Genomic DNA, 23,532 nt, shown 5'->3' with positions numbered 1-23,532 from the left:
GAGTCATCAGGCGTGCCCGGCCGTAGTCGACAATGCAGAAAGCTCAATGCCCATCAATGAAAGCGCACGCTGGTACTTGTTATCGAGCGAGCGGTCAAAAATCATACCTTCATTCGCCTCGCAGTTCAGCCAACCATTCTGGACGATTTCTTCCTCCAGTTGGCCCGGCCCCCAACCAGCATACCCAAGCAGCATCGTCGCACGATCCGGTCCACGGCCATTGGAAATGGCACGCACGATATCCAGCGTTGCCGTCAGGGAAATTTCGTCGCTCACCGGAATGCTGGACTCACTGGAATAGTCATCGGAATGCAAAACAAAGCCGCGGCCGCTTTCTACCGGACCACCGCATTGGATCGGGAATTCCCGCGTGTGGTTTGGCAGCATGATAGCGTCGTTGCTGTCCATAAGGTTCAAATGCAGCAACACGTCGGTAAAGGTTATCTGCTGTGGCCGGTTAATGATGAAACCCATGGCACCAGCTGAGGAATGCGCACAAATGTAAATCACTGAACGGGCAAAATTGCCGTCGTTCATCGCTGGCATGGCAATGAGAAATTGCCCATCCAGAAAGCCCCGTTCTCGCTTGTCCATGAGAGTTGAAAACTTCATATTCACCTCCGGATCGTTGGAAACTGTCGGCCCTGCCCTTTGCCCAATTCATTCAGGATGCGGTATTGTGACCAATCAATCAACTGAAAATGATTGAATTTTTTTGATATGAAGTGGCAGAGCGCTGGCGGCTGGAGTAAATCAGAACCCATGCGTATTTCCAGATCACTTCAAGCCCTGTCCATATTTGCCAGCCTGAGCGTCCTTGCAACAGCAACTTCCGGCAACGCAACTGTCACCGAATGGGCGGAAAGCGAAGGCGGCCGCATGCGTGTGGTGACACTGGATGTCGACCAACATGGCATGCTTCAAGCCGGACTGGAAATCGAACTCAAGCCAGGGTGGATCACCTATTGGCGTGAACCGGGCGAAGCAGGTATTCCGCCGCATATTGAAGCCAGTTTACCGGGCGGTGGCGTCACTGTTCAATCGCTTGTTTTTCCAGTTCCGAAACTCATCATGAACGGCGAGTTGCGCGATATCGGCTATGATCAGTCCGTGTTGTTGCCCTTCAAACTTGGCGCGTTCGACCCCTCGAAAGAAATCTCTGCCAAGCTATCTGCTTTTATCGGCGTCTGCCAGAATATCTGCATACCGTTTCAGGCGGAGTTCGAAATCACCGTAAGCAGGTCTTCCAAAGCAACCTTGGATGAACGCCAGATCATTGAAACCGCATACAAAAAACTGCCTCAGCAACCCGACGACAACTTCAAGGTCGCATCCTACGCCCACAAACGCGACAATACGGTCGCTTTCGACGTCTTGCTACCCGAGGGTGCTGGCGAGACATTCGAGGTCTATCTGACAGGGCCGAATGGCTACGCATTCTCCAGCCCCTCCAATATCAAGAAAACGGGACGACACGCCGTTTTTGATATGGATGTGAGCGGACTGCCCAAACGCTTCCGCATGCCGGGTAGCAATTGGCGTGTTCTGATAAAGGCCGGTGGCAAGGCAATCGAAAGCCCGCTTCAGTTTTAACAAAATTCATTTTTCACAGACCGATTTAGCCTCTACGGTGCCCGCGGAAAATCTTTCAGTCATTTCCATTTATTCAACAGGAGCATTCAATGACCATTGCAATTGGTGACAAGCTGCCTTCGGCCACCTTCAAGGAAAAAACAGCGGATGGCGCGGTAGAAACCACCACAGAAGACCTTTTCAAGGGTAAGAAGGTTGTTGTTTTCGCCGTTCCGGGCGCGTTTACGCCGACCTGCTCTCTCAACCACCTTCCTGGCTATCTTGAAAACCGCGATGCCATTCTCGCACGCGGCGTTGACGATATTGCTGTTGTTGCGGTCAATGACTGGCATGTCATGGGTGCGTGGGCGCAGTCTTCCGGTGGCCTCGGCAAGATCCACTTCCTGGCTGACTGGGATGCTTCTTTCACAAAGGCACTTGGTCTGGATGCAGATCTGTCTGGTGGCGGCCTTGGCGTTCGCTCCAAGCGCTACTCCATGCTGGTCGATGATGGCGTCGTGAAGTCTCTGAACGTCGAGGAAAACCCAGGCCAGGCCACGGTTTCCTCCGCGGCAAAGATGATCGAACAGCTTTGATCTGATAGACAGTCAAAAAAATCAGGGCACATTCCGGCTGGAATGTGCCCTTTTTGTTGTACGATGGATATCGCGCACCAGGCGCGCGTGCCGCTCAGATCAGCATGTCAAAGACGAGAATTCCCGCCAGTCCGCCATCGGTCAATGTGATGATCTCATCGCCGACCTCAACATGCTGCGGGTGGGTGAGGTAGGCATCACGGGCTTCGATGCTTTCCAGTGTCACGATAAACCCATCCAAAAAACCGCCATTCAAGCCTTCCGGCGATACATTTTGTCCGAATTTGATATCGAGAATTCCAGGTACAACATCTTTCAAGGCCGCAATGGCATCATAAATTGCCTGCTTTTGATCAGCCGTGGTCGAGGCTTTCAAACGCAGAAATACGCAATGTTGAATCATAAATGACCTCTCCTGTTATTTGACGACAAGATAGGTAGAGATGAGGCTTTGGCAAGGTTAAATCAGACGCATATTGGCGTCACCGTGTCTTGAATGGCTCCATGCCCTTGCGCGCCAGTTCGTCGGCACGTTCGTTTTCCGGGTGTCCGGCATGACCTTTGACCCAGTGCAGCGTCACCTTGTGTCGGTCACGCGCCTCTTCCAGTGCCTGCCACAGCTCGACATTTTTCACCGGCTTATTGTCGGCGGTTTTCCAGCCTTTTTTCTTCCAGCCGAAAATCCATTTGGTAATACCGTCCTTAACATACGAGCTGTCGGTATAGAGATCGACCTCGCAGGGCGATTTCAGGGCGTTAAGCGCCTGAATTGCCGCCATCAGCTCCATGCGGTTGTTGGTCGTTTCCGCCTCACCGCCACACATGTCCTTTTCGATTTCGCCGTAACGCAAAACAGCGCCCCAGCCACCCGGTCCTGGATTTCCCGAACAGGCGCCATCGGTAAAAATATCGACGTGTTTCATTCGCTGGCCAATCCATACTCGGCCACGTCGTTGATGGACCGGTGGAAGCGCAGCTTGCGCAGATATTCAATCGGGTCTTTCTTGACCACCAATGCCCCTTCCGGCGTTGTCAGCCAGTCGTAGAGGCGTGTCAGGAAGAAGCGAAGTGCAGAACCACGCGCCAGCAACGGCAGTGCGTTCAACTCTTCAGCGTTCAGTGGACGCACGGACTGGTAACCTTCCAGCAATGCCTTGCCCTTGGTGACGTTGTAGGCGCCATCCTTTTCAAAGCACCAAGCGTTGAGGCAGATGGAAACGTCATAAGCGAGGAAGTCATTGCAAGCGAAATAGAAGTCGATCAGGCCAGACAGTTCGTCGCCCAGGAAAAACACGTTATCCTGAAACAGATCGGCGTGAATGACGCCGGCCGGCAAATCCTTCGGCCAGTTGGCTGCCAGAAAATCGATTTCCGGCTGGATTTCCTGCTGCAGGCCTTTTTCAACTTCGTCAGCGCGTTCACGGGATTTTTCCCAGAGAACTTTCCAGCCTTCAACGGACAGCGCGTTAGGTCGCTTGATCTCGAAACCTTCGCCCGCGAGGTGCATGGCGGCCAGAGCCTTGCCGACTTCGCGGCAATGCTTGGCTTCCGGCTTGCGCAGCCACATGCCTTCCAGGAAGGAGATCAGGGCGGCCGGACGGCCCGAAAGTTCGCCCAGCAACTCGCCATCCTTGCGGGGCAGCGGCAGCGGGCAGGAAAGTCCCTTGTCTGCCAGATGGTGCATGAGGCCAAGGAAAAACGGTAGGTCCGACTTTTCCACCCGCTTTTCATACAACGTCAAGATCAGCGGCGACTTGGTGGTGTGAAGCAGAAAATTGGTGTTCTCTACACCTTCGGCAATGCCTTTGTAGGAGGTCAATTCCCCTGCATCATAGGCTTCCAGAAAGCTCTTGAGGTCGTCTTCGGTGATATCGGTGTAAACTGCCAATTTGAAGTCTCTTACATATCAGAGGTTTGCAGCAAAGATGGATTTTGCAGGCATGATGTCGCGTGAATCGCCATTTACGAATGCCATATCGGCAGTGGTCAATTCAATGCTGCGCAGCTCTCTGTTGACAAGGAAATGCTCGGTTTCTTCAACCGTCACAGCCAGATCCAGCGTCGTGTCGTAACGCTCGCGGAATGCGCTGATAATCTCGTCAACGATCACTTCAGGGGCGGAGGCACCCGCCGACAGGCCAACCGTGCGGATATCGCCAATCACGTCCCAATCGATTTCCGAGGCGCGCTGCACCAGAACGGAGCGCGTTGCCCCTGCCCTCAAGGCCACTTCAACGAGGCGCTTGGAATTGGAAGAGTTGGGTGCACCGACCACGATGAACAGATCACAACCAGGAGCAGCCTGCTTGACCGCTTCCTGGCGATTGGTCGTTGCGTAACAAATACTGTCAGCCGCAGGCGACTGAATGGACGGGAAACGTTCCTGCAGCTTGGCAATAACGCCGGCCGTATCATCCACCGAAAGCGTGGTCTGCGTGACGAAACCGAGATTTTCGGAATCGGCCGGTTCATAGACCGCTGCATCCTCAATGGTTTCGACAAGCGAGACGGTGCCATCAGGCAATTGACCCATGGTACCGATGACCTCCGGGTGACCGGCATGGCCAATCAACACGACGTGGCGGCCCAAACGCTGGTGGCGCATGGCCTGCTTGTGCACCTTGGAAACCAGCGGGCATGTTGCATCGAGATAGAACAGGTTACGGGCCTGCGCATCTTCAGGCACCGACTTCGGCACACCATGGGCCGAAAACACCACCGGCTGCTCACGGTGTTCAGGTGGAATCTCGTTCAGTTCCTCAACGAAGATCGCGCCCTTGGCCTCAAGCCCCTCAACCACGTAGCGGTTGTGAACGATTTCGTGGCGGACATAAACGGGAGCACCATAGGCTTTCAGCGCCAGAACGACGATCTGAATGGCCCGGTCCACGCCTGCACAAAAACCGCGCGGCCCACAGAGCCGAATCGTCAGGGGCGACTTGGAAACGATGGTGTTCATTCCTTCTCCTTGGCGAGCCGGTAAAGTTGCTACCCGGGTTTACCTTTAGTTCCCCGGAAATAGGCAAATCCGGCGACGATGACAAGGGCAGCGGCCAGTCCGTACCATGTTATCGCATATTGCAGATGATTGTTTGGCAAATCGATGAGCGTTACGCCACCTTGCGGCCAGCCACCTGGGTTCGGCGCATCGTTGGCGTCGACAAAAAAGCCCACGACCGTGGCCGGATCAAGACCGGCACTGTTCACCATTGCGTCAAAATCTTTCCAGTAGAAGATATTCTTGGCGAGATCGTTTTCCGGAACCATCGAGGAAGGCTTTTCCGTCAGCTTCTCGCGTAGCAGTCCTTCAATAACGACAGGGCCGCTCATTATTTCTCCGGCGAGCCGTGTTGCCGGTTCCTTCAACTCATAAGGCACGAAACCACGGTTGATGAAAATGAAGCGATCATCCTCCAGTCGCAACGGCGTGTAGATATAATACCCGGTCTGCCCACGATGGGTGGCAAAGAAGTGACGTTCACGGGTATGGTCAAACAAACCCTGAACCTTCACCCGGCGATATTCCAACGGTTGTTTGCCGAGCATCTGCTCGGCTTGTGCAAGCGTCAGCGGCTGGGAGGTGCGGCGGGTTTCGATGTCCTGCAGCAGCGTCTCTTTCCAGTGCAGGCGTTGTACCTGCCACGTACCAAGCCCCAACAAGATTGCCAGAGCGACCAAGGCGCTCAAGCCAGCGACCAATTTCCGTGTTCTTCCAACTGTTGTCATGTTGATGTCAGCCACGATCTATGCGGCCTTCGCTGGCGTTGTTTCTATATTGCAGGGCAATCATGATGCCTTTCAGAACGCGCAACAGCGTAAGGGACACGATGACCGTCATGGGCAACCATATCAGAGCGTGAACCCAGACGGGTGGTTCAAAGGTCGTCTCAAGCCAGAGCGCCAGACCGACAATCAGGAAACCGACGATCAGCATGACAAACACGGCCGGCCCATCACCCGCATCGGCAAAAGAATAATCAAGCCCGCAGGCCGAACACTCTGGTTTTACCTTGAGAAGACCATCAAACAGTTTCCCCTGCCCGCAGCGCGGGCAATGCCCCTTCAAGCCACACTTAACCGGATCAACCGGTGGATAAAGGGCGCTGTCATCCTGCATGGCTTTTCCTCTGTCTCCACGTATTTCCGCACTAAAGCATGTTTAACGGCAACATGCTTCAGGGTCGGCAAAAAGAAAGGGCGGCATTGCTGCCGCCCGACATTGTCTGTTGTTTGGCGATCAACCGTGAACCGGTGCGCCCCAACCGCCCCAGATATAGATTGCGAAGAACAGGAACAGCCAAACCACGTCAACGAAGTGCCAGTACCAGGCGGCCGCTTCGAGACCAAAGTGTTGTTTCGCCGTAAAGTCCCCGGCTATAGCACGGAACATGCAGACCAGCAGGAACACGGTACCGACGAAAACATGGAAGCCGTGGAAGCCGGTCGCCATAAAGAAGGTGGCGCCGTAGATAGAATTCTTGAAGTCGAACGGCGCGTGCATGTACTCATAGATCTGCACGGACGAGAACAAAACGCCAAGCGCAACCGTGAGCGCCAGACCGTTAATCAGCCCTTTGCGATCATTGTGCAGGATCGCATGGTGTGCCCAGGTTACACAGGTACCCGACAACAGCAGGATAACGGTGTTGTACAGTGGCAGGTGCCATGGATCGATCACCTCGATGCCCTTGGGTGGCCATTGACCGCCGGTATATTCAAGGCGCGAAGCCTGAATTGCCTCATGCGGGTAAAGGCTGGCGTCGAAGTAAGCCCAGAACCATGCCACGAAGAACATGACTTCCGAGGCAATGAACATGATCATGCCGTAACGAAGATGCAACGACACAACACGGGTGTGGTGCCCTTCATGCGCTTCTTTCACGGTGTCTGCCCACCAGGCGTACATGACGTACAGCACCAGCGCGAGGCCGATGTAGAACAGCCAAGGATTGGCCATTTCCAGACCAAACAGCTTCATCGAGCTACCCGAGAGGTAGCGCATATAACAGACGCCACCAAAGGTCAGCACAAATGCACCAACAGCAGCCAGAAGTGGCCAGGGGCTTGGATCTATAATGTGGTAGTCATGTTTCTTTTCGTGCGTGTCTGCCATATCCGACAATTCCCCGAATTGACTGCTTTCCCAAAATCACACCCTCCCGATCAGAGCGTGCGATTCCCTCTCTCAAAGTTTCTGTTCCTGACCTTCTGTTTTCACCGGCAGCGCTGCCACCGGCTTGTCCGTCTTTGACGGATAGAAAGTATAGGACAAAGTCATTGTGTGTATGTCTTTTGTTTCGCGCGTCTTGACGATATCCGGATCGACAAAAAACACCACAGGCATTTCCAGCGTTTCGCCCGGCTGCAAGGTGGTTTCCGTAAAGCAGAAACATTCAACCTTGTTGAAATAGGCGCCCGCTTCCATCGGCGTCACGTTAAAGACAGCTGTGCCCGTGGTCGGGACCGTAGACCGGTTGGTCGCCTTGAAGCGAACCTCGACCGTCTCACCGATCTTAGGATCGATTGAGCGTTGTACCGGACGGAAGTCCCAGTTCAGGCCATTGGATGTGTTGGAATCGAACGTCACCTTTACGGTGCGATCAAGAATGGTCTCGGAGTACTGCTCTACGCGTTGCGTGGTGCCGTTATAACCGGTGACCTGACAAAAAAGGCGATAGAGAGGGACGGCGGCATAGGCCATGCCGACCATGCCACAAACGAATACCAGGCACAGCACCAGAATTGTGCCGTTCCCTGTGCGTTTTGCAGGTCCTACATTTGCCGTTGTCATTTCGCTCCTCCTCCCTTTTTCGTTACGCGCTTCGAAAAACTCCGGGCGTATAACGACCTTTAAGATGCAATTCCTGCACTGCCCGCCATTTCTCCCCGCATTGTTGCGTCAGAGGTGACCGCAGCGCAGTATTGCGCGACATGCTCTAGTGCGATCCAATCTTGATGATCGTAATGACGTAGAAAAGGACCACCAACGCCGCCAATACAAGGCCGAGCGCGATGTTTCTTCCACGTCTGGATTTCTTTTCTGCTTCGCTTGGTTTTACTGTTTCCATTAGGCCCACCCCGCCATTAACGTCTGGAATGATGGCACGAAGTGATCGGCCAGAAGTCCAGAGAAGATCGCGAACAGGTAAAAGATCGAGTAGGCGAACATCTTTTTCGCAGGAACCATCTTTTCATCTCCTTCCGGCATGCGCAGCACGGTCAGAGAGAAATAGATGAAGATCACACTAAGTACGGCCGCGAAAATGCCGTAGCCAACCCCCGCAAGACCGGTAAATGATGGCGCGACAGCGACCGCAGAGGTCAGCAACGTATAGGCCAGCATCTGGTTCTTGGTAGAAGATTCGCCCGCTACATTCGGCATCATCGGGATACCGACGGAACCGTAATCTTTCATCTTGAACAAGGCCAGCGCCCAGAAATGCGCAGGCGTCCAGAGGAAAATGATAAGGAACAGGAGAACGCTGTTCAGCGTCACATCGCCGGTCACACAGGCCCAACCGATCATCGGCGGGAAAGCACCGGCCGCCCCACCGATCACAATGTTCTGTGGTGTCGAGCGCTTCAGCCACATGGTGTAGACCACGGCGTAGAAGAAGATGGTGAAGGCAAGGATGCCTGCGGCAAGCCAGTTCAGCGCCAGTCCAAGGATCATCACCGAGAAGGCCGACAGCGTAAGGCCGAATGCCAGCGCTTCGCCGGGCGCAACGCGACCGGAAGGCACCGGACGATTTGCCGTACGGGTCATCACCGCATCAATATCAGCATCGTACCACATGTTGAGCGCGCCGGAGGCACCTGCGCCAACCGCAATACACAGAATGGCAATGAAGCCGAGTACCGGGTTAAGGCTGCCTGGCGCCACGATAAGACCGGCAAATGCTGTGAATACGACAAGCGACATAACGCGTGGCTTGAGCAATTCGAAATAATCACGAGCACCGGCTTCTGACAGACCAGAGCCTTTCGCATCCAATACGTCGTGATTGTCGATAACAGTCATTTCAAACTTAATCCTGATTCAATCAGGATACCGCGCGCATCGGCGCGATATCCTTGTACCAACGTCATTTCGCCTTAGCGAATGCGCGGAAGCTGTTCCCACTGGTGGTATGGAGGCGGAGACGAAAGCTGCCATTCAAGGGTGGTTGCACCCTCGCCCCACGGATTATCACCCGCAACACGCTTCCTCGCCAAGGCTTCCCATACACCGTAAAGGAAGATGAGAACAGCCACTGCGGAAATATAAGAACCGTAGGACGACACCATGTTCCAGCCGGCATAGGCATCCGGATAGTCGATGTAACGACGTGGCATGCCTGCAAGACCGAGGAAGTGCTGCGGGAAGAACACCAGATTCACGCCCACGAACATTACCCAGAAGTGAATGTTACCAATGGTTTCGCTGTACATATAACCGGTGATCTTCGGGAACCAGTAGTACCAGCCTGCAAAGATCGCAAACACCGCACCCAATGACAGCACGTAGTGGAAGTGTGCAACCACGTAATAGGTGTCATGCAGCGAACGGTCGAGACCGGCATTGGCGAGCTGTACGCCCGTGACGCCACCAACCGTGAACAGGAAGATGAAGCCGATAGCCCAGATCATCGGTGTGCGGAAGCTGAGTGAGCCACCCCACATCGTGGCAATCCACGAGAAGATCTTGATGCCGGTCGGAACGGCGATAACCATCGTGGCGAACACGAAGTAACGCTGTGCTTCCAGCGACAGGCCAACCGTATACATGTGGTGGGCCCAAACGATGAAGCCGACGGCGCCGATGGCGACCATAGCGTAAGCCATGCCAAGGTAACCGAATACCGGCTTTTTCGAGAACGTCGAAACGATGTGGCTGACGATGCCGAAAGCAGGCAGGATCAGAATGTACACTTCCGGATGACCGAAGAACCAGAACAGGTGCTGGTAGAGAATCGGGTCACCGCCGCCTTCCGGCGAGAAGAATGCAGTGCCGAAGTTACGGTCAGTCAGCAGCATGGTGATGCCACCAGCCAGAACAGGCATGGAGAGCAATAGCAGGAACGCAGTTACCAGAACCGACCATGCAAACAGCGGCATTTTGTGCAGGGTCATGCCCGGCGCACGCATGTTGAGAATGGTGGTGATGAAGTTGATCGCACCCAGGATCGAAGACGCGCCTGAAACGTGCAGCGCAAAGATCGCAAGGTCAACCGCAGGTCCCGGCATGCCGGTTGTCGACAGTGGCGGATAAAGCGTCCAGCCGCCACCGACACCATAAGCACCCGCTGGTCCTTCCACGAAAAGCGACAGGATAAGCAGAATGAATGCCGGAACGATGAGCCAGAACGAAATATTGTTCAGACGCGGGAAAGCCATGTCAGGCGCACCGATCATGATCGGCACCATCCAGTTGGCAAAACCACCGATCAACGCCGGCATCACCATGAAGAAGATCATGATGAGGGCGTGTGCAGTGGTGAACACGTTGAACATGTGCTTGCCGCCATCGATAGCGGCATCGCCTTCAAAACCATAAACCATGGCCGCAAGACCGTGGAAAATCTGAATGCCAGGCTCCTGCAACTCCATACGCATGACAACCGAAAGGCCGCCACCGACGATACCCGCGATGATCGCGAAAATCAGGTAGAGAGTGCCGATGTCTTTGTGGTTCGTCGACAGGAACCAGCGGGCGAAAAAGCCCGGTGTATGTGCATGATGTTCGTCATGCACGTGCTCGTTGTGAGCGGAATGACCATGAGAGTGATGGTCGTCGTGTGCGGAATGTCCAGCCATTTGCCTCACCCTACCTTTACTTGGTTTCGTTTCCAGCCACTTCGACGGTGCTTACCCCACCCTCGACAGAAGCAGTCAGTGCCTTGTTGGCTGCGCCCAGGTCAGAGCCTGCGGCGGCATGCCAGCTATTGTACTGATCTTCGGAAACCACTCGTATGGCGATTGGCATGAAAGCATGATCCTTGCCGCAAAGCTCGGAACATTGACCATAATAAAGACCTTCACGGTCAGCCTTGAACCATGTTTCGTTCAGACGGCCCGGTACGGCATCGATCTTGATACCGAAGGCTGGCATTGCAAAAGAATGGATAACATCTGTCGGAGCAGCCGTCACCAGAAGGCGAACGGTCTTGCCAACCGGAACGACCAGTTCATTATCGACAGCCAGAAGGCGCGGATAAACAGCCTTGTCGGTCTTGCCGGCGGCGTCTCTATCTTCTTCCTTGAGCATGTAGCTGTCGAAAGACACGGGTTCGGCCCCCTCAGCCGCCGCATATTCATAGCTCCACAGCCACTGCGTCGCAGTCGCCTTCAATGTCAGGTCCGGATTTTCCGGTTGAATAAGTTGTGCATTCAACAGCTTGAAAGACGGGAAAGCCAAGAACAGCAGGATCAGAACTGGCGCCAGTGTCCAGACGACCTCAATTGCCGTGTTATGGCTGGTCTTGGATGCAACCGGATTGGCGGCTGCGCGAAACTTGATTGCCACTAGGATCAGCAGCGCAAGTACAAAAAGCGTAACTGGCACAATGAACCACAGGGTGTACTGCTCAAACGCACGAATGTCGTGCATAATAATTGTGGCAGCTTCCTGCATCCCCATTTGCCAATGTACCGGCTGGTCGGCATGGGCGCCGCCAGCCGTGAGCAGACAGAAAAATGCCCCCAGCGCCACGTAAATTCTGTTAATCACGGTATCTCTCCCTCACGCGTTTGATCCATCTCAAACTCAAACGCAGAATCCATGCTATAGAATAAACTCAAACCATAGTTTGCACGTCGCCGCAATATCCGCAATCGAAAGCGGGTGCGGCTTTTTGGCATTCATCAATTTCAGAATGTTTTTCATCGTTTATATCTAAAAAACATGAACTAGCTGGCATATCAGGCTTGTTTGAAGATTTCACGGGGAAGTCCAATTTCCGCCGCACTCAACTGGAATTGAAGGATTAAGGCTTTCATTTCCTTGAGCGAAGGGCAAAATAGCCGCATTGATTCGAATTCCAGAGGTACTCATGGGTTTCACCCCGTTTGCCCGCACTGTGCTTGCAGCCGCGGGACTAGCGATCATCATGCCGACAGCATCGGTCATGGCACAGCAACCGCAGCCTGCACCTGGCCAGCCACCCGCTCCGGGCATGGCGCGTTCCAACCATGGATCGTGGTCGGTGATTTGCGACAAGCCGGCTGGTGCGTCTGAAGAGCAGTGTGCGCTGATGCAGAACGTGATTGCGGATGACAGGCCCGAAGTTGGTCTCTCCGTTGTCGTGCTAAAGACCGCTGACCGTAAATCCCGCATCCTGCGCATTCTGGCGCCGCTTGGCGTGCTGCTGAAGGACGGGATGGAACTTTACGTCGACAACAACAATATCGGCCGCGCTTATTTCACACGTTGTTTCTCTGAAGGTTGCTACGTGGAAGTGGACATTGACGACGAGCTGATGAAGGTGTTGCGTGCCGGTAAGGCAGCCGTTTTTGCGCTGCGGGAATCGGTTGATCAGGATCGCGTTGGTATTCCGATCGAACTTTCCGGCTTTTCCGAAGGGTACGACGCACTCCCCTAACCAGATTGCCTGACCGCTGGCCTGCTTGCGCCAGCGACCACCAGAGCCTACATCATACCTTGAGGGCGTTCGCAGACCCGGCGGACGCCCTTCATAATTTTACGCTATGGTCTGCACTATCAGGGATTAGGTCCGCTAGTGACAGAAACCACGGCAAACCGATGGAGCATGTGATGACGAAAGATCTTCTGTCCCTGTTTGATTGCGACGAAGCAAAGATGCGCGCGCTTGTGGCAGATGCTCTTTCGGGAGCGGATGACGGTGAACTTTTTATCGAACATGCGCAGGCGGAATCACTGACCTTCGACAATGGTCGCCTGAAGGGCGGCAGCTTCAACACCGACCAGGGGTTTGGCCTGCGCGCCGTGGCCGGCGAGACTGTCGGTTACGCCCATGCCGGTGAGTTGTCTGAAGGCGCATTCAAACGCGCGGCGGATGCTGTTTCTGCCGTAACGAAGGGTTATTCCGGTTCTTACGCTGCCGCTCCACAGGGAACAAACCGCAAGCTTTACGGTGATGAGAACCCGATCGGTTCACCGAGCTTTGAAGAAAAAGTAAAGCTGCTGCAGGATATCGACACCTATCTTCGCGACAAGGATCCGAAGGTCCGTCAGGTGACGGCATCGGTTTCGGCAAGCTGGCAGATCGTTGATATTTTGCGTGCCGACGGTCACCGTGTCAGCGACATTCGCCCGATGACCCGTATCAACATCTCCGTTATTGCCGGAGAAGGCGACCGTCAGGAAAGCGGCTCCTTCGGGTCGGGCGGACGTGTCGGCTTTGGTGATTTTATCGCGACAGACAACTGGCAACGCGGCGCCGACGAGGCGTTGCGTCAGGCACTGGTTAATCTGAGCGCCATCGATGCGCCCGCCGGCACCATGGATGTCGTGCTAGGTTCCGGCTGGCCGGGTGTGATGTTGCATGAGGCGGTTGGCCACGGCCTTGAGGGTGACTTCAATCGCAAGAAAACCTCAGCCTTTGCAGGTTTGCTGGGCGAGATGGTTGCAGCACCTGATGTGACCGTGGTTGACGATGGCACCATAGATAACCGTCGCGGCTCCATCACCATCGATGATGAAGGCACACCGTCTGCCTACAATGTCCTGATCGAAAATGGCAAACTGGTCGGTTACATGCAGGACCGTCAGAATGCCCGCCTGATGGGTATGACGCCGACGGGCAACGGCAGGCGGCAGGGTTATTCCCATGTACCAATGCCCCGCATGACCAACACCTACATGCTGGGCGGCAACAAGACGCCGGAAGAAATTATCGCCTCGGTCAAGAAGGGCATTTATGCCGTATCCTTCGGTGGCGGTCAGGTGGACATCACCTCCGGCAAATTCGTGTTCGGCTGCACCGAAGCCTATCTGATCGAAAACGGCAAGATCGGTGCGCCGGTAAAGGGCGCAATGCTGATCGGCAACGGCCCGGATGCCATGAAGCGCATCTCGATGGTTGGTAACGACATGAAACTCGACACAGGCATTGGCAACTGTGGCAAGGCAGGCCAGTGGGTTCCTGTTGGTGTTGGTCAGCCGCACCTGCGCATGGATCAGGTCACCGTCGGCGGCACACAGGCTTAAACCCTCGTGGGAACGAAGGTTGAAATCGTTTCCTATGATGCCTCATGGCCACTCGAATTTGAAAAAATCCGGCAGGACCTACAGCTCCTTCTGCCGGGCAAATCCCTTGATATCGAGCATATTGGCAGCACCGCCGTTGTTGGCCTGTCTGCCAAGCCCTGTATCGATGTAGACATCATCCTTGGTAACCTCACTGATATGGATTGTTGCCGAGCCGCTCTGGAAGACGCTGGTTATGAACCGCGTGGCAGCCGTTATGGCGACGGCGTCTGGGCCTTCTTGCGTCGCGACGCCCTGCCCCATCAGCGTCTTTATGTATGTCCGCCTGAGAGCTTGACCCATACCCGCCGTGTTCTGTTCAGGGAAAGGCTGCGCGAGAACAGTGATCTAGCTCTGCAGTACCAGCGGTTAAAACTGCAACTGGCACAGAAGTATGAGTATGACGGCGATGCCTATACGCGCGCCAAGACCGACTTCATCAACACAATCATCGACGCAGCTGTGCGCGATTTGTAAAAGATAATGCCAAGGCAGATGTATCAGGGCTGCGGTGCGAGGTCCGGATCATCGGAGCAGTTACCGGTCATCATACATAATGAGCCGATCTGCGGCAAACGCTGCGGCAATCCCTTGATACGCTCACAGCGATTGATGGTTTCAGCAAAGACATTATCGAGCTGCGTGCCATCAACCATGACGACATCATTTCTGATGGTGGGTTCGGCGCCATCAGCGATCATCAGCGCCAAGGAGCGGATGGCAATATTGGCGTGGTGACATGGCCCCATTTGCAAAGCAACCTGGTGTGGATCAACCGCCATCAGCGCCAGCTCTTCGCTGACATCCTGTTCCTGCTGTTCGACGATCAGCGTCAGAATATTGAGAAATTCTCCATCCTTGGCCTGAATGTCTTCAGCCAATTGCGTGAGCTTTTCGAGGTCACCTGATTTTACGTAACCGGCAATCTCATTCTCCAGCCGCTGCGCTTGCGCCGCTTCGCCAAACGACGCCATCGCCGCTTTCAAGGCCACGTCGTCCATGGCATGCGCTGGACCACTGAGTGTCAAAGCCACCACGGAACACAATGCCAGGGCCGGAATACGGGCGGCTTTTATTAAACGGGCAAACAGCCCGGACTGAAACGATTTCGTCTTGGACAACACGCAAATACTCATCATCAAGATACAATGTGTGTCCGGTGCGCGGTGCCAATCCGCCACGCATCGGACAGATGCTCACGGGTACATGCGGACCTTGCTCCAGTCACCTTCTGCCGTGTCGCGTCTGAATTCCACCCGGTCATGCAGGCGGAAATTACGATCGTGCCAAAACTCGATGGTAACGGGGCGGATACGGAAACCGGACCAATGCGGCGGGCGCGGAATGTCTCCAACCGCATAACGTACGGTATATTCGGCAACGGCCTTTTCCAGCGCAAACCGGCTTTCCAGCGGGCGCGACTGCTTGGACGCCCATGCGCCGATGCGGCTGCCACGCGGGCGGGACGCGTAGTATGCATCCGCTTCTTCGTCGCTGACAATTTCCACGTCGCCACGGATACGGACCTGTCGGCGCAAGGATTTCCAGTGAAAACACATGGCTGCCTTTTTCTGGCCAAGAATTTCCAGTCCCTTGCGGCTCTCGAAGTTCGTATAGAATACGAACCCTCGCTCATCAAAATCCTTGAGGAGAACCATGCGGACGCTCGGCATGCCGTATTCATCGACAGTTGCCAATGCGACCGCATTCGGATCGTTGATCTCGGACGCGGTTGCGTCGTTCAGCCATTGCCCGAAAAGAGCAAAGGGTTCGTTTTCCTCGGTGAAGTCACCGGTTGTTAACCCACTTTCAGACATATTGAATAAAAAGCTCCTGAACTGATTGGCAAACCCGGAGATGATCTCCGGCATGAAGATGGTGAACGTCATAGCAAAGTCGAACAGGCGAACAAAGAGCAGCTTGCAAACAGGCGCAGGTGTTTTCCTGAGCATGTCGGCTGTTTTGATGCTTACATCCTGTGTCAGCAGCCTCAACTTGTTTGGTGGCGACAAGGCTGATACCAGCCTTTCCACGGCCTCCGTGTCCGGTGGCAACCGCCCCACTGTTCAGACAGACGATGTTACCGTGCGCAATGCCGTAACGTCAGCCGATCTTTCAAAACTATCCAATTCTCCCCTTCCCTGGGCCAATACCACAACCGGCAGTGCTGGCGTGATTACCGCCATTCGCGAAGACAACTCCACCGGCTTCCTTTGCCGCAACTTCGACACCACCCGTCATTCCTATGAGGGTATCGCCAGCTATTCGGGCCAAACGTGCCTTTCAGAAGCAGGCGAATGGTTGATGACCCGCTTCAACCAGAAATAATCTATTTACCTTATCCACGCGAAAACCCGCCGGGAACCCGGCTGAACCGCCCGCGTAAAGGTCTGATTAGCAACTTGTCGCCAAAGTCTTGTGCAGTTTAAGCAGGAAGAGGGCGCGAATGATCGCGACCAGCTTACCGCAAGTGTATTTTCACCCTCGTTCTCATGATGAGAAGAACAGGGAAAAGCGTTACCGGTGGTTCATATGCGTGATCCTTATTCCGTGCTTGGCGTCAAACGTGATGCTCCCGCCGACGAGATCAAGGCGGCGTGGCGCTCCAAAGCCAAGTCAATCCATCCCGACCAGAACCGGGATGACCCCAATGCATCGCAGCGTTTTGCCGAGGTTGGGCAGGCCTATGACGTTCTGAAAGATCCCAAAAAGCGTGACCGCTATGATCAGGCGCGCAAGGCAGCGGCACAAAAACACCGCGAGCAGACCATCATGCAGCAGCGCGAAGCCGCCCGTGAGGCCGCCGAACGCGCAAAGGCTGCCGAAAAGCTGATGGAAGAATTGGCAAAGGCCGAGGCCCGCAAACCGCAGGGCACTGCCTCCGGCAAGCCTGCCGATGCGACAGCACCCGAAGCCCCGGAAGATATGCTGGAGCGGATTTTTGGTGCGCAGGCGCGCCAGCAGCAGGCAAAAACCTCTGCAAGCGACAGCAGCGCTTCCGGTACGGCTGGCACGTCTGGCAACGGCACAACATCAGACGAGGCTCAGGCCTATTCCGAAACCGATGCATCCGGTGACAAGACACCGGCGGCTATTGCTGCTGCCGGATCCTTCATCACATCCCTTTTCAAACGCCTGACGGGCACAAGCCAGGTGATTGAAAAAGCGCCTGATATCACCGCAGAGGCAACTGTGACTGTCAGCGATTTCCTGGAAACGAAATCTGTCAGCTTGACGCTGAGCGACGAACGCGAGGTCCGGTTCCAGATTGAGCCTGGCATGACCGACGGTCATATCGTACGGCTTAAGGGTCAGGGCCTGAAGATCCCCGGCATGCAGCGCGGCGATCTAACCATTACCCTGCTTGCCGCACGCAGCGACAATTTCAGGATCAATGGCTACGATATCCACACTCCTCTTTCGGTGTCGTTGCAGGACGCCGTGCTCGGTTGTGAAACTACATTGCTAGCGCCCGAAGGCGAAATTTCCGTCACCGTGCCGGCATGGTCCGGTTCCGACCAGACGATCCGTATTCCAGGTAAGGGTCTCTACGACGACAAGGGCGAACGTGGTGATCTGGTAATGGAAATCCGCATCGTGCTTCTGGAAAAGCCCGACGAAAAGGTAACAGACCTGATGCGCCACATGCGTCAGGGCCTTTATTTGTGACATTTTCACGAAACCTGTTGGTCAAGCACCCTTTGTGACACTCCCTAACAGGAGATGATCCTCTGCCTGCTTGAACCGGCAAGCAGGCTATGCCATAGGCAGGTCAATCCACTGCATCACCCTAAATCGGAATCGATTTGCGGTGAAAATCTTGCAGCAACTTAAAATATTACAGCGTCCTTGTGCGTTTTCTCAAACGCACAAGGACGCTGTAGGTATCAGGGAGCATAACATGGCTCAGACATCCGGCCTTATGGCTGGCAAACGCGGCCTCATCATGGGCGTTGCAAACAACCGCTCAATCGCTTGGGGCATTGCCAAGGCTTGCGCCGATGCAGGTGCCGAACTTGCATTGACCTGGCAGGGTGACGCTTTGAAAAAGCGTGTTGAACCGCTTGCACAAGAGCTGGGCGCCTTCATGGCCGGCCACTGTGACGTGACGGACCTAGGAACAATCGATGAGGTTTTTGCTGCGCTGGAAAAGCATTGGGGCAAGATCGACTTCGTTGTTCACGCCATCGCGTTTTCCGATAAGGACGAGCTGACCGGTCGTTACCTCGATACCAGCCGTGACAACTTCAACCGCACGATGGACATTTCGGTGTTCTCGCTTGCGGCTGTCGCCAAGCGCGCGGAGCCTATCATGAATGATGGCGGCTCGATCATCACCCTCACCTATTACGGTGCGGAGAAGGTCATGCCGAACTACAACGTCATGGGCGTTGCAAAGGCTGCTCTGGAAGCCAGCGTTCGTTACCTGGCGGTTGATCTCGGCAACCGCGGCATTCGCGTCAACGCGGTTTCGGCCGGCCCGATCAAGACGCTCGCTGCATCTGGCATCGGTGACTTCCGTTATATCCTGAAATGGAACGAATATAACGCGCCGCTGAAGCGTACCGTGTCCATCGAAGAAGTTGGCAAGTCTGCGCTTTATCTGCTGTCTGATCTTTCGACCGGCGTTACCGGCGAAATTCATCACGTCGATTCGGGTTACCACACCATCGGCATGAAGGCCGTGGATGCGCCAGACATCTCCGTAGTGAAAGACTGATTGAAATACGCCGGAAGGCGGCGAAAGGATACGCGTGCTTATCTATGTAATCAGACATGGACAGACCGACTGGAATGCCGAACGCCGCCTTCAAGGGCAAAAAGACATACCGCTGAATGACTTCGGGCGCAGCCAGGCGGTTGCGAACGGCAAGGCGCTGGGCGACCTGCTTGGTGATACTGTCTCGCAGTTTGATTTCGTGGCCAGCCCGCTTGGCCGTACACGCGAGACAATGCAGCTTATCCGCAGCGCGATGCAGCTACCTGCACTCGACTATAGAACCGACGATAGACTGGTCGAGATTTCCTTCGGAGACTGGGAAGGCCGAACGCTGCCCGAACTGAAACTGCAAGTGCCTGACCGCGTTAAGGCCCGAAACCGGGCTAAATGGGACTTTATCCCGCCAGGCAAACATGCCGAAAGTTATGAGATTCTCTCATGGCGCATCGGGGCATGGCTGTCGTCTGTCGACAAGCCAACGGTCTGTGTCTGCCACGGCGGCGTTATCCGCTCAATTTTCAGGCTGGTCACGGGAATGGATACTGCAGTTGCGGCCAACACGGAAATTCCGCAGGATCGAATCCTGAAAATTTCGCTTGCCGATAAAACGGCTGACTGGCTGTAATCAGCCAGTCCTTATTCTTCAAAACAGGTCGATGATTGCGGCGTCACTGGACGACTTCCAGATCGTCAACGACGCGCTTGCCATCAACTTCGGTGTAGAACACGACGACCTTTACGCCAGCCTTCAGCCCTTCGAAGTTAAACTCCTCCGGAACCTTGTAGTTCTTGCCATCGATCAGGGTAATGGTCAGGCCATTTTCGTCGACCTTGCTGATGGTGGATTCGACATCCGCACTCTGAGCGAAGCCGTTGATCGGAGACAAGAAGCTTGCCGTCGCCAACAGTGCTGCAATCATCAAACGCATCGACTTAACCTTCCCAAGCGCATTCGCCATCAAAACCTGTGACAAGATTTGCCTCCTGATTGTGGCGGAATTCGCCCGTAACAATGACATTTTGGCGCAATTGATGACCTGAATTTTTAGTGCAATCAAGCGGCCGCAAAGAGATTTCCCCACCATCCCGTACCAAGTAAAATTTCAAGTCTAAATTAACTCGCGTCGACTATAGTGCGAGCCTGGGTAAAATGAGAATGCCTGTGAAATCTGTGCTGTATTGCGCAGTATTTCCATAACACGGCACACTTTTTGGCGAGGAGAGTTTTCCCGATTTGAGTGCGGCATCTTTTTTCCAGCAAAAATATACAGGCATTTCACGTACTTATCGCGGTTCAATTGTCGCATCGGTGTTGCTTTCCTGCATTGTGATTATCGCAGTTCTGGTCGTGGACATGCGCCATACTGAGAATTTCCGCACCGAATTGCGGACCACGGCGCATAATCTGTCACAGCTTTTGCACAACAGATTATCTGCGCGTATTGATCATGACGTCAGCCTGATCCGCTCGTTGGCCCATTCCACGATCAATGTTTCCAATGATCCGGTTGAGCGGTTTGGCAGTCTCGCCGAACATAACCTCAATTCCAGCGGTCATTTCATCAGTATCGGGATTGCACCGGGCTACCAGTTGCAGAACATCTACCCCGCCCAATGGGTCTCAGATTTTCCGAAAGAGAAAATCCGGCAGATGATGGAAAAGCGGCTTGAGGAAATTCGTCAGGGAACACCTGCCGACACCAAGCTGCCTGCACCGATCATGAGCAATGCAGAGGATGGTGCGCTTATTCTCGTCGTTCCGATCATGGACAGCGAAACAGAACAGGCTAACGCGCATGGCGCGGTTGTTCTTGTTATCGATCAGGACAAATTTCTGGATGCAGCCAATGCCCATCCCGACAATGAGATCGCCCGGGAAATGGACGGGCTGCAAGTGGCGCTGAAAAACAGCAATACGACCACCGCCTTCATCGGCGCAGACCATGTCGTCAACTCGCAGCCTGCGATCAGACAGCTGAATATTCCCGGTGGTTCCTGGGACATCATGGCCAGCCCCAAAAAGGGTTGGGATGCCCTGCCTGAAGGCAAAGGCACCTTCCGGCTTATGCTATCGTCGGCTGCAATTGCGATGATCCTGCCAATTTTTATAGCGAGCTTCCTGATTTCAGAGCGTAACCGCAACATCGCGGTGCTTCGCGCCCGTGAAAGCCGATTGCAGGAGATTTCTCAGCGTTTCAAGCTGGCAATGGAGTCTTCCAACATCGGCATCTGGGAATTGGATGAACATGGAGAACGCTGTTTCTGGGACGAACGTGCTTCCGGTCTGCATGGTCTGGCCATGCTGGAACAGGATGTTTCGCTGCAGAGCTGGTTAAGCATGATTGTTGCGGAGGACCGCGCGGCCACGGAAGCCTATGTCTTCAACTGTATGCTTGGCACCAAGACATTCTCGCAAATCTACCGGTTGAAACTAGCCGATAACTCCATCAGGTATATTCGCTCAGCCGGCGCCAACTATACCAGACCGGACGGCACACGCCGCACGACCGGCATTGCCTGGGATGTGTCTGCCGACAGCATGATGGCGCAAAATCTGCGCGATGCGATGTCGACCAGTGAAATCAAAAACGCGGAACTTGAACTCGCCCTGCAGGAGCTGTTCAGCCGCGAACAGGATCTGGAACAGCTTTCCGGCCGTCTGGACCTTGCACTTGCGTCCTACCAGTGCGGCACATGGGAATCGCATCTCTCTCAAGATGGTGCGATCTGGGATCGCCGCATGCATCAGCTTTATGAGCTGGAGTATATCGGTAACGGCCACGTATCTCGCCAGCGTTGGCTGGATTGTCTCGTGCAGGAGGATCGAGAAACTGCGGCGGAGCGCGCCGACACGTCGACCTCTAACAACACGCAGTTGTCAGATATCCAGCGTGTCCGCCTGCCCTCCGGCGAGGTGCGCTACGTCCGGTCCGTAGGACAGATTTACAGAGGGCGTAGTGGCGAGGGAAAAATCGTCGGTATTGCCTTTGATATTACCGCCGACATGTTGCTGGCCCAGCAGTTACAGACCGCCAAGGAAGACGCGGAAGCCAAAAATGCCGAGTTGGAAATTGCCAAGAACCGCATCGAGCATAACTCACTTCATGACCCGTTGACTGGCCTTTTCAACCGCCGCAAGTTGGACCTTGAACTGGATGCGCTGCCGCAACGGGAGGTCAAAAGCCGTAACCGTTTTGCGATCATCCACTTGGATCTCGATCGCTTCAAACAGATCAATGACACGCTTGGCCACGCGGCCGGCGACGCCATGCTTATTCACGCTGCCAAAATCCTCAAACAATATGTGCATCAGGATGATCTCGTGGCGCGTATCGGCGGCGACGAATTTGTGATTGTCGTGCAGAACAATTGCGACCGCGAGACGCTGAAAGACCTGTCGCTCAACATCATCGACGCTTTCCGCCAACCTCTGGATTTCGAGGGCTTTTCCTGCCGTTGCGGTGTTTCCATCGGCATTGCATTTGGTGAGGGCATACATGCAGATGCCCGCAAGACGCTGATCAATGCCGACCTTGCCCTTTATCGTGCCAAAAGCATGGGCCGTAACCGCTATGAGTTCTTTACGCAGAACCTGCAGGCTGAGGTTATCAACACCAAACGTATCGCCGATGAAATTCTGGTCGGCATCGAAAACGGCGAGTTTGAAACCTGGTACCAGCCACAGTTCTGCGCCAGGACCAGGCAGATTGTCGGTGCTGAAGCCCTCATCCGCTGGCGCCATCCGACACGTGGTATCGTCACGCCAGACAAGTTCCTGAAAATCGCCGAAGACCTTAACGTCATGGCATCGCTTGATCGGCAGATGCTGGAAACGGCGCTGACCGACAAACGCCTGTGGAACCTGAAGGGCATTACCCTGCCCCGCGTTTCGGTGAACGTATCACTGCGACGCCTCAACAACGAACACCTGATGGAAAGCCTGGCTGATTTGAACATCATGCCCGGCGAAGTGGCGTTTGAACTGGTAGAATCGATCTTCCTCGATGAGAGCGAACATCTCGTTTCATCGAATATTGAAAGCATCAAAGCACTGGGCATTGATATCGAGGTCGACGACTTCGGTACAGGTCACACCTCGATCGTCAGTCTGCTGCGGTTGAAGCCAAAACGCCTGAAGATCGATCGTCAGTTGGTCATGCCCATTCTCGAGGCCTCGCAAGAACGCGCGCTTGTTCGCTCGATTATCGACATTGCCCGCTCGCTCGGCATCGAAACCGTGGCGGAAGGCGTGGAAAGCATGGATCATGCCACCATGCTGGCGCAGATGGGTTGTGACCTTTTGCAGGGTTATGCCTTTGCCAAGCCGCTGAGCGCAGAAGACTTTTCCGCACAGGCGAAATCCGGCGTCTGGTCGATGGCCTCCTGAGGCTTGATTGCCGTTTCTCTTGCCGCACGGGAAGAAAGGCTTTTGCCTT

Annotated in this window: 25 protein-coding genes; 10 read left to right on the top strand and 15 right to left on the bottom strand. The window is 54.5% G+C overall.

From position 1 onward, the window contains the following. Positions 1–6: 6 nt before the first annotated feature. Positions 7–612 carry a YqgE/AlgH family protein gene (locus tag PYL13_RS05170; RefSeq protein WP_192487185.1) on the bottom strand — a complete coding sequence of 202 codons (606 nt, stop codon included), beginning with the start codon at positions 610–612 and terminating at the stop codon, positions 7–9. Positions 613–762: 150 nt separating this feature from the next. On the opposite strand from PYL13_RS05170, the gene PYL13_RS05165 reads away from it, so the two are divergent. Both PYL13_RS05165 and PYL13_RS05160 read left to right on the top strand, forming a co-directional pair. After that, complete coding sequence (locus PYL13_RS05165) at positions 763–1,593, top strand: protein-disulfide reductase DsbD domain-containing protein (protein WP_275640659.1); 831 nt, start codon at positions 763–765, stop codon at positions 1,591–1,593. 89 nt (positions 1,594–1,682) lie between these two features. After that, positions 1,683–2,168 carry a peroxiredoxin gene (locus tag PYL13_RS05160; protein WP_275640658.1) on the top strand — a complete coding sequence of 162 codons (486 nt, stop codon included), beginning with the start codon at positions 1,683–1,685 and terminating at the stop codon, positions 2,166–2,168. A 94-nt stretch (positions 2,169–2,262) separates the two neighbouring features. On the opposite strand, the gene PYL13_RS05155 is transcribed toward PYL13_RS05160, so the two are convergent. The 11 genes from PYL13_RS05155 to coxB form a co-directional block, all read right to left on the bottom strand. Further along, a complete protein-coding gene (locus tag PYL13_RS05155) occupies positions 2,263–2,571 on the bottom strand; it encodes a Dabb family protein (RefSeq protein WP_275640657.1) in 309 nt (102 codons plus the stop codon). 79 nt (positions 2,572–2,650) lie between these two features. After that, positions 2,651–3,091, bottom strand: a complete 441-nt coding sequence (gene rnhA / locus PYL13_RS05150; RefSeq protein ID WP_192487181.1) for a ribonuclease HI — start codon at positions 3,089–3,091, stop codon at positions 2,651–2,653. Then, on the bottom strand, positions 3,088–4,056 hold the full coding sequence (locus PYL13_RS05145) for a homoserine kinase (protein ID WP_192487180.1): 969 nt from the start codon (positions 4,054–4,056) through the stop codon (positions 3,088–3,090). The genes rnhA and PYL13_RS05145 overlap by 4 nt, the downstream gene beginning before the upstream one ends. Before the next feature lie 18 nt (positions 4,057–4,074). After that, positions 4,075–5,127: a 4-hydroxy-3-methylbut-2-enyl diphosphate reductase gene (gene ispH / locus PYL13_RS05140; protein ID WP_250983165.1), complete on the bottom strand. Its 1,053-nt coding sequence runs from the start codon at positions 5,125–5,127 to the stop codon at positions 4,075–4,077. A 29-nt stretch (positions 5,128–5,156) separates the two neighbouring features. Beyond that, on the bottom strand, positions 5,157–5,894 hold the full coding sequence (locus tag PYL13_RS05135) for an SURF1 family protein (protein ID WP_275640656.1): 738 nt from the start codon (positions 5,892–5,894) through the stop codon (positions 5,157–5,159). Positions 5,895–5,901: 7 nt separating this feature from the next. Next, entirely contained in the window at positions 5,902–6,285 is a 384-nt protein-coding gene (locus PYL13_RS05130) for a DUF983 domain-containing protein (RefSeq protein ID WP_275640655.1), read from the bottom strand. A 120-nt stretch (positions 6,286–6,405) separates the two neighbouring features. After that, a complete protein-coding gene (locus PYL13_RS05125; RefSeq protein ID WP_250983167.1) occupies positions 6,406–7,281 on the bottom strand; it encodes a cytochrome c oxidase subunit 3 in 876 nt (291 codons plus the stop codon). Between the two features lie 72 nt (positions 7,282–7,353). After that, on the bottom strand, positions 7,354–7,959 hold the full coding sequence (locus tag PYL13_RS05120) for a cytochrome c oxidase assembly protein (RefSeq protein WP_250983168.1): 606 nt from the start codon (positions 7,957–7,959) through the stop codon (positions 7,354–7,356). Between the two features lie 276 nt (positions 7,960–8,235). Continuing rightward, positions 8,236–9,189, bottom strand: coding sequence for a heme o synthase (gene cyoE, locus PYL13_RS05115; protein WP_275640654.1), 954 nt, complete (start codon positions 9,187–9,189; stop codon positions 8,236–8,238). Positions 9,190–9,263: 74 nt separating this feature from the next. Further along, the gene (ctaD, locus tag PYL13_RS05110) at positions 9,264–10,964 is read right to left on the bottom strand and encodes a cytochrome c oxidase subunit I (protein WP_250983170.1); all 1,701 of its coding nucleotides are present in this window, start codon (positions 10,962–10,964) and stop codon (positions 9,264–9,266) included. 16 nt (positions 10,965–10,980) lie between these two features. Then, positions 10,981–11,877 (bottom strand): cytochrome c oxidase subunit II, encoded by an 897-nt coding sequence (gene coxB, locus PYL13_RS05105; RefSeq protein WP_275640653.1) that lies wholly within the window; start codon positions 11,875–11,877, stop codon positions 10,981–10,983. A 322-nt stretch (positions 11,878–12,199) separates the two neighbouring features. On the opposite strand from coxB, the gene PYL13_RS05100 reads away from it, so the two are divergent. The 3 genes from PYL13_RS05100 (at position 12,200) to PYL13_RS05090 (ending at position 14,853) form a co-directional block, all read left to right on the top strand. Beyond that, on the top strand, positions 12,200–12,748 hold the full coding sequence (locus PYL13_RS05100; RefSeq protein ID WP_259145714.1) for an invasion associated locus B family protein: 549 nt from the start codon (positions 12,200–12,202) through the stop codon (positions 12,746–12,748). Between the two features lie 173 nt (positions 12,749–12,921). Further along, positions 12,922–14,337 carry a metalloprotease TldD gene (gene tldD, locus PYL13_RS05095; RefSeq protein ID WP_192487171.1) on the top strand — a complete coding sequence of 472 codons (1,416 nt, stop codon included), beginning with the start codon at positions 12,922–12,924 and terminating at the stop codon, positions 14,335–14,337. Positions 14,338–14,343: 6 nt separating this feature from the next. Beyond that, on the top strand, positions 14,344–14,853 hold the full coding sequence (locus PYL13_RS05090; protein WP_275640652.1) for a GrpB family protein: 510 nt from the start codon (positions 14,344–14,346) through the stop codon (positions 14,851–14,853). 23 nt (positions 14,854–14,876) lie between these two features. On the opposite strand, the gene PYL13_RS05085 is transcribed toward PYL13_RS05090, so the two are convergent. Together PYL13_RS05085 and pdxH are read right to left on the bottom strand one after the other, a co-directional pair. Beyond that, entirely contained in the window at positions 14,877–15,497 is a 621-nt protein-coding gene (locus PYL13_RS05085; RefSeq protein ID WP_275640651.1) for a hypothetical protein, read from the bottom strand. A gap of 75 nt (positions 15,498–15,572) precedes the next feature. After that, a complete protein-coding gene (gene pdxH / locus PYL13_RS05080; RefSeq protein WP_192487168.1) occupies positions 15,573–16,193 on the bottom strand; it encodes a pyridoxamine 5'-phosphate oxidase in 621 nt (206 codons plus the stop codon). 148 nt (positions 16,194–16,341) lie between these two features. On the opposite strand from pdxH, the gene PYL13_RS05075 reads away from it, so the two are divergent. The 4 genes from PYL13_RS05075 to PYL13_RS05060 all read left to right on the top strand — a co-directional run bounded on the left by PYL13_RS05075 (position 16,342) and on the right by PYL13_RS05060 (position 19,721). Further along, entirely contained in the window at positions 16,342–16,704 is a 363-nt protein-coding gene (locus PYL13_RS05075; RefSeq protein WP_371815226.1) for an RT0821/Lpp0805 family surface protein, read from the top strand. A gap of 204 nt (positions 16,705–16,908) precedes the next feature. Continuing rightward, a complete protein-coding gene (locus PYL13_RS05070) occupies positions 16,909–18,045 on the top strand; it encodes a DnaJ C-terminal domain-containing protein (RefSeq protein ID WP_275640650.1) in 1,137 nt (378 codons plus the stop codon). A gap of 232 nt (positions 18,046–18,277) precedes the next feature. Next, on the top strand, positions 18,278–19,096 hold the full coding sequence (fabI, locus tag PYL13_RS05065; RefSeq protein WP_192487166.1) for an enoyl-ACP reductase FabI: 819 nt from the start codon (positions 18,278–18,280) through the stop codon (positions 19,094–19,096). Positions 19,097–19,130: 34 nt separating this feature from the next. Further along, positions 19,131–19,721, top strand: coding sequence for a histidine phosphatase family protein (locus PYL13_RS05060; protein WP_275640649.1), 591 nt, complete (start codon positions 19,131–19,133; stop codon positions 19,719–19,721). A 43-nt stretch (positions 19,722–19,764) separates the two neighbouring features. Here PYL13_RS05060 and PYL13_RS05055 read toward each other — a convergent pair whose 3' ends face one another. Further along, positions 19,765–20,025 (bottom strand): DUF1344 domain-containing protein, encoded by a 261-nt coding sequence (locus PYL13_RS05055; protein ID WP_275641374.1) that lies wholly within the window; start codon positions 20,023–20,025, stop codon positions 19,765–19,767. Positions 20,026–20,330: 305 nt separating this feature from the next. Between PYL13_RS05055 and PYL13_RS05050 the strand changes: the two genes are divergently transcribed. Further along, positions 20,331–23,483 (top strand): bifunctional diguanylate cyclase/phosphodiesterase, encoded by a 3,153-nt coding sequence (locus tag PYL13_RS05050; protein ID WP_275640648.1) that lies wholly within the window; start codon positions 20,331–20,333, stop codon positions 23,481–23,483. Positions 23,484–23,532 lie beyond the last annotated feature (49 nt).

The sequence above is a fragment of the Agrobacterium sp. Azo12 genome (assembly GCF_029193765.2).
GTDB lineage: Bacteria > Pseudomonadota > Alphaproteobacteria > Rhizobiales > Rhizobiaceae > Agrobacterium.
Note: the sequence above shows the minus strand (reverse complement) of the source record. Positions and strands in the feature narration are given on the sequence as shown.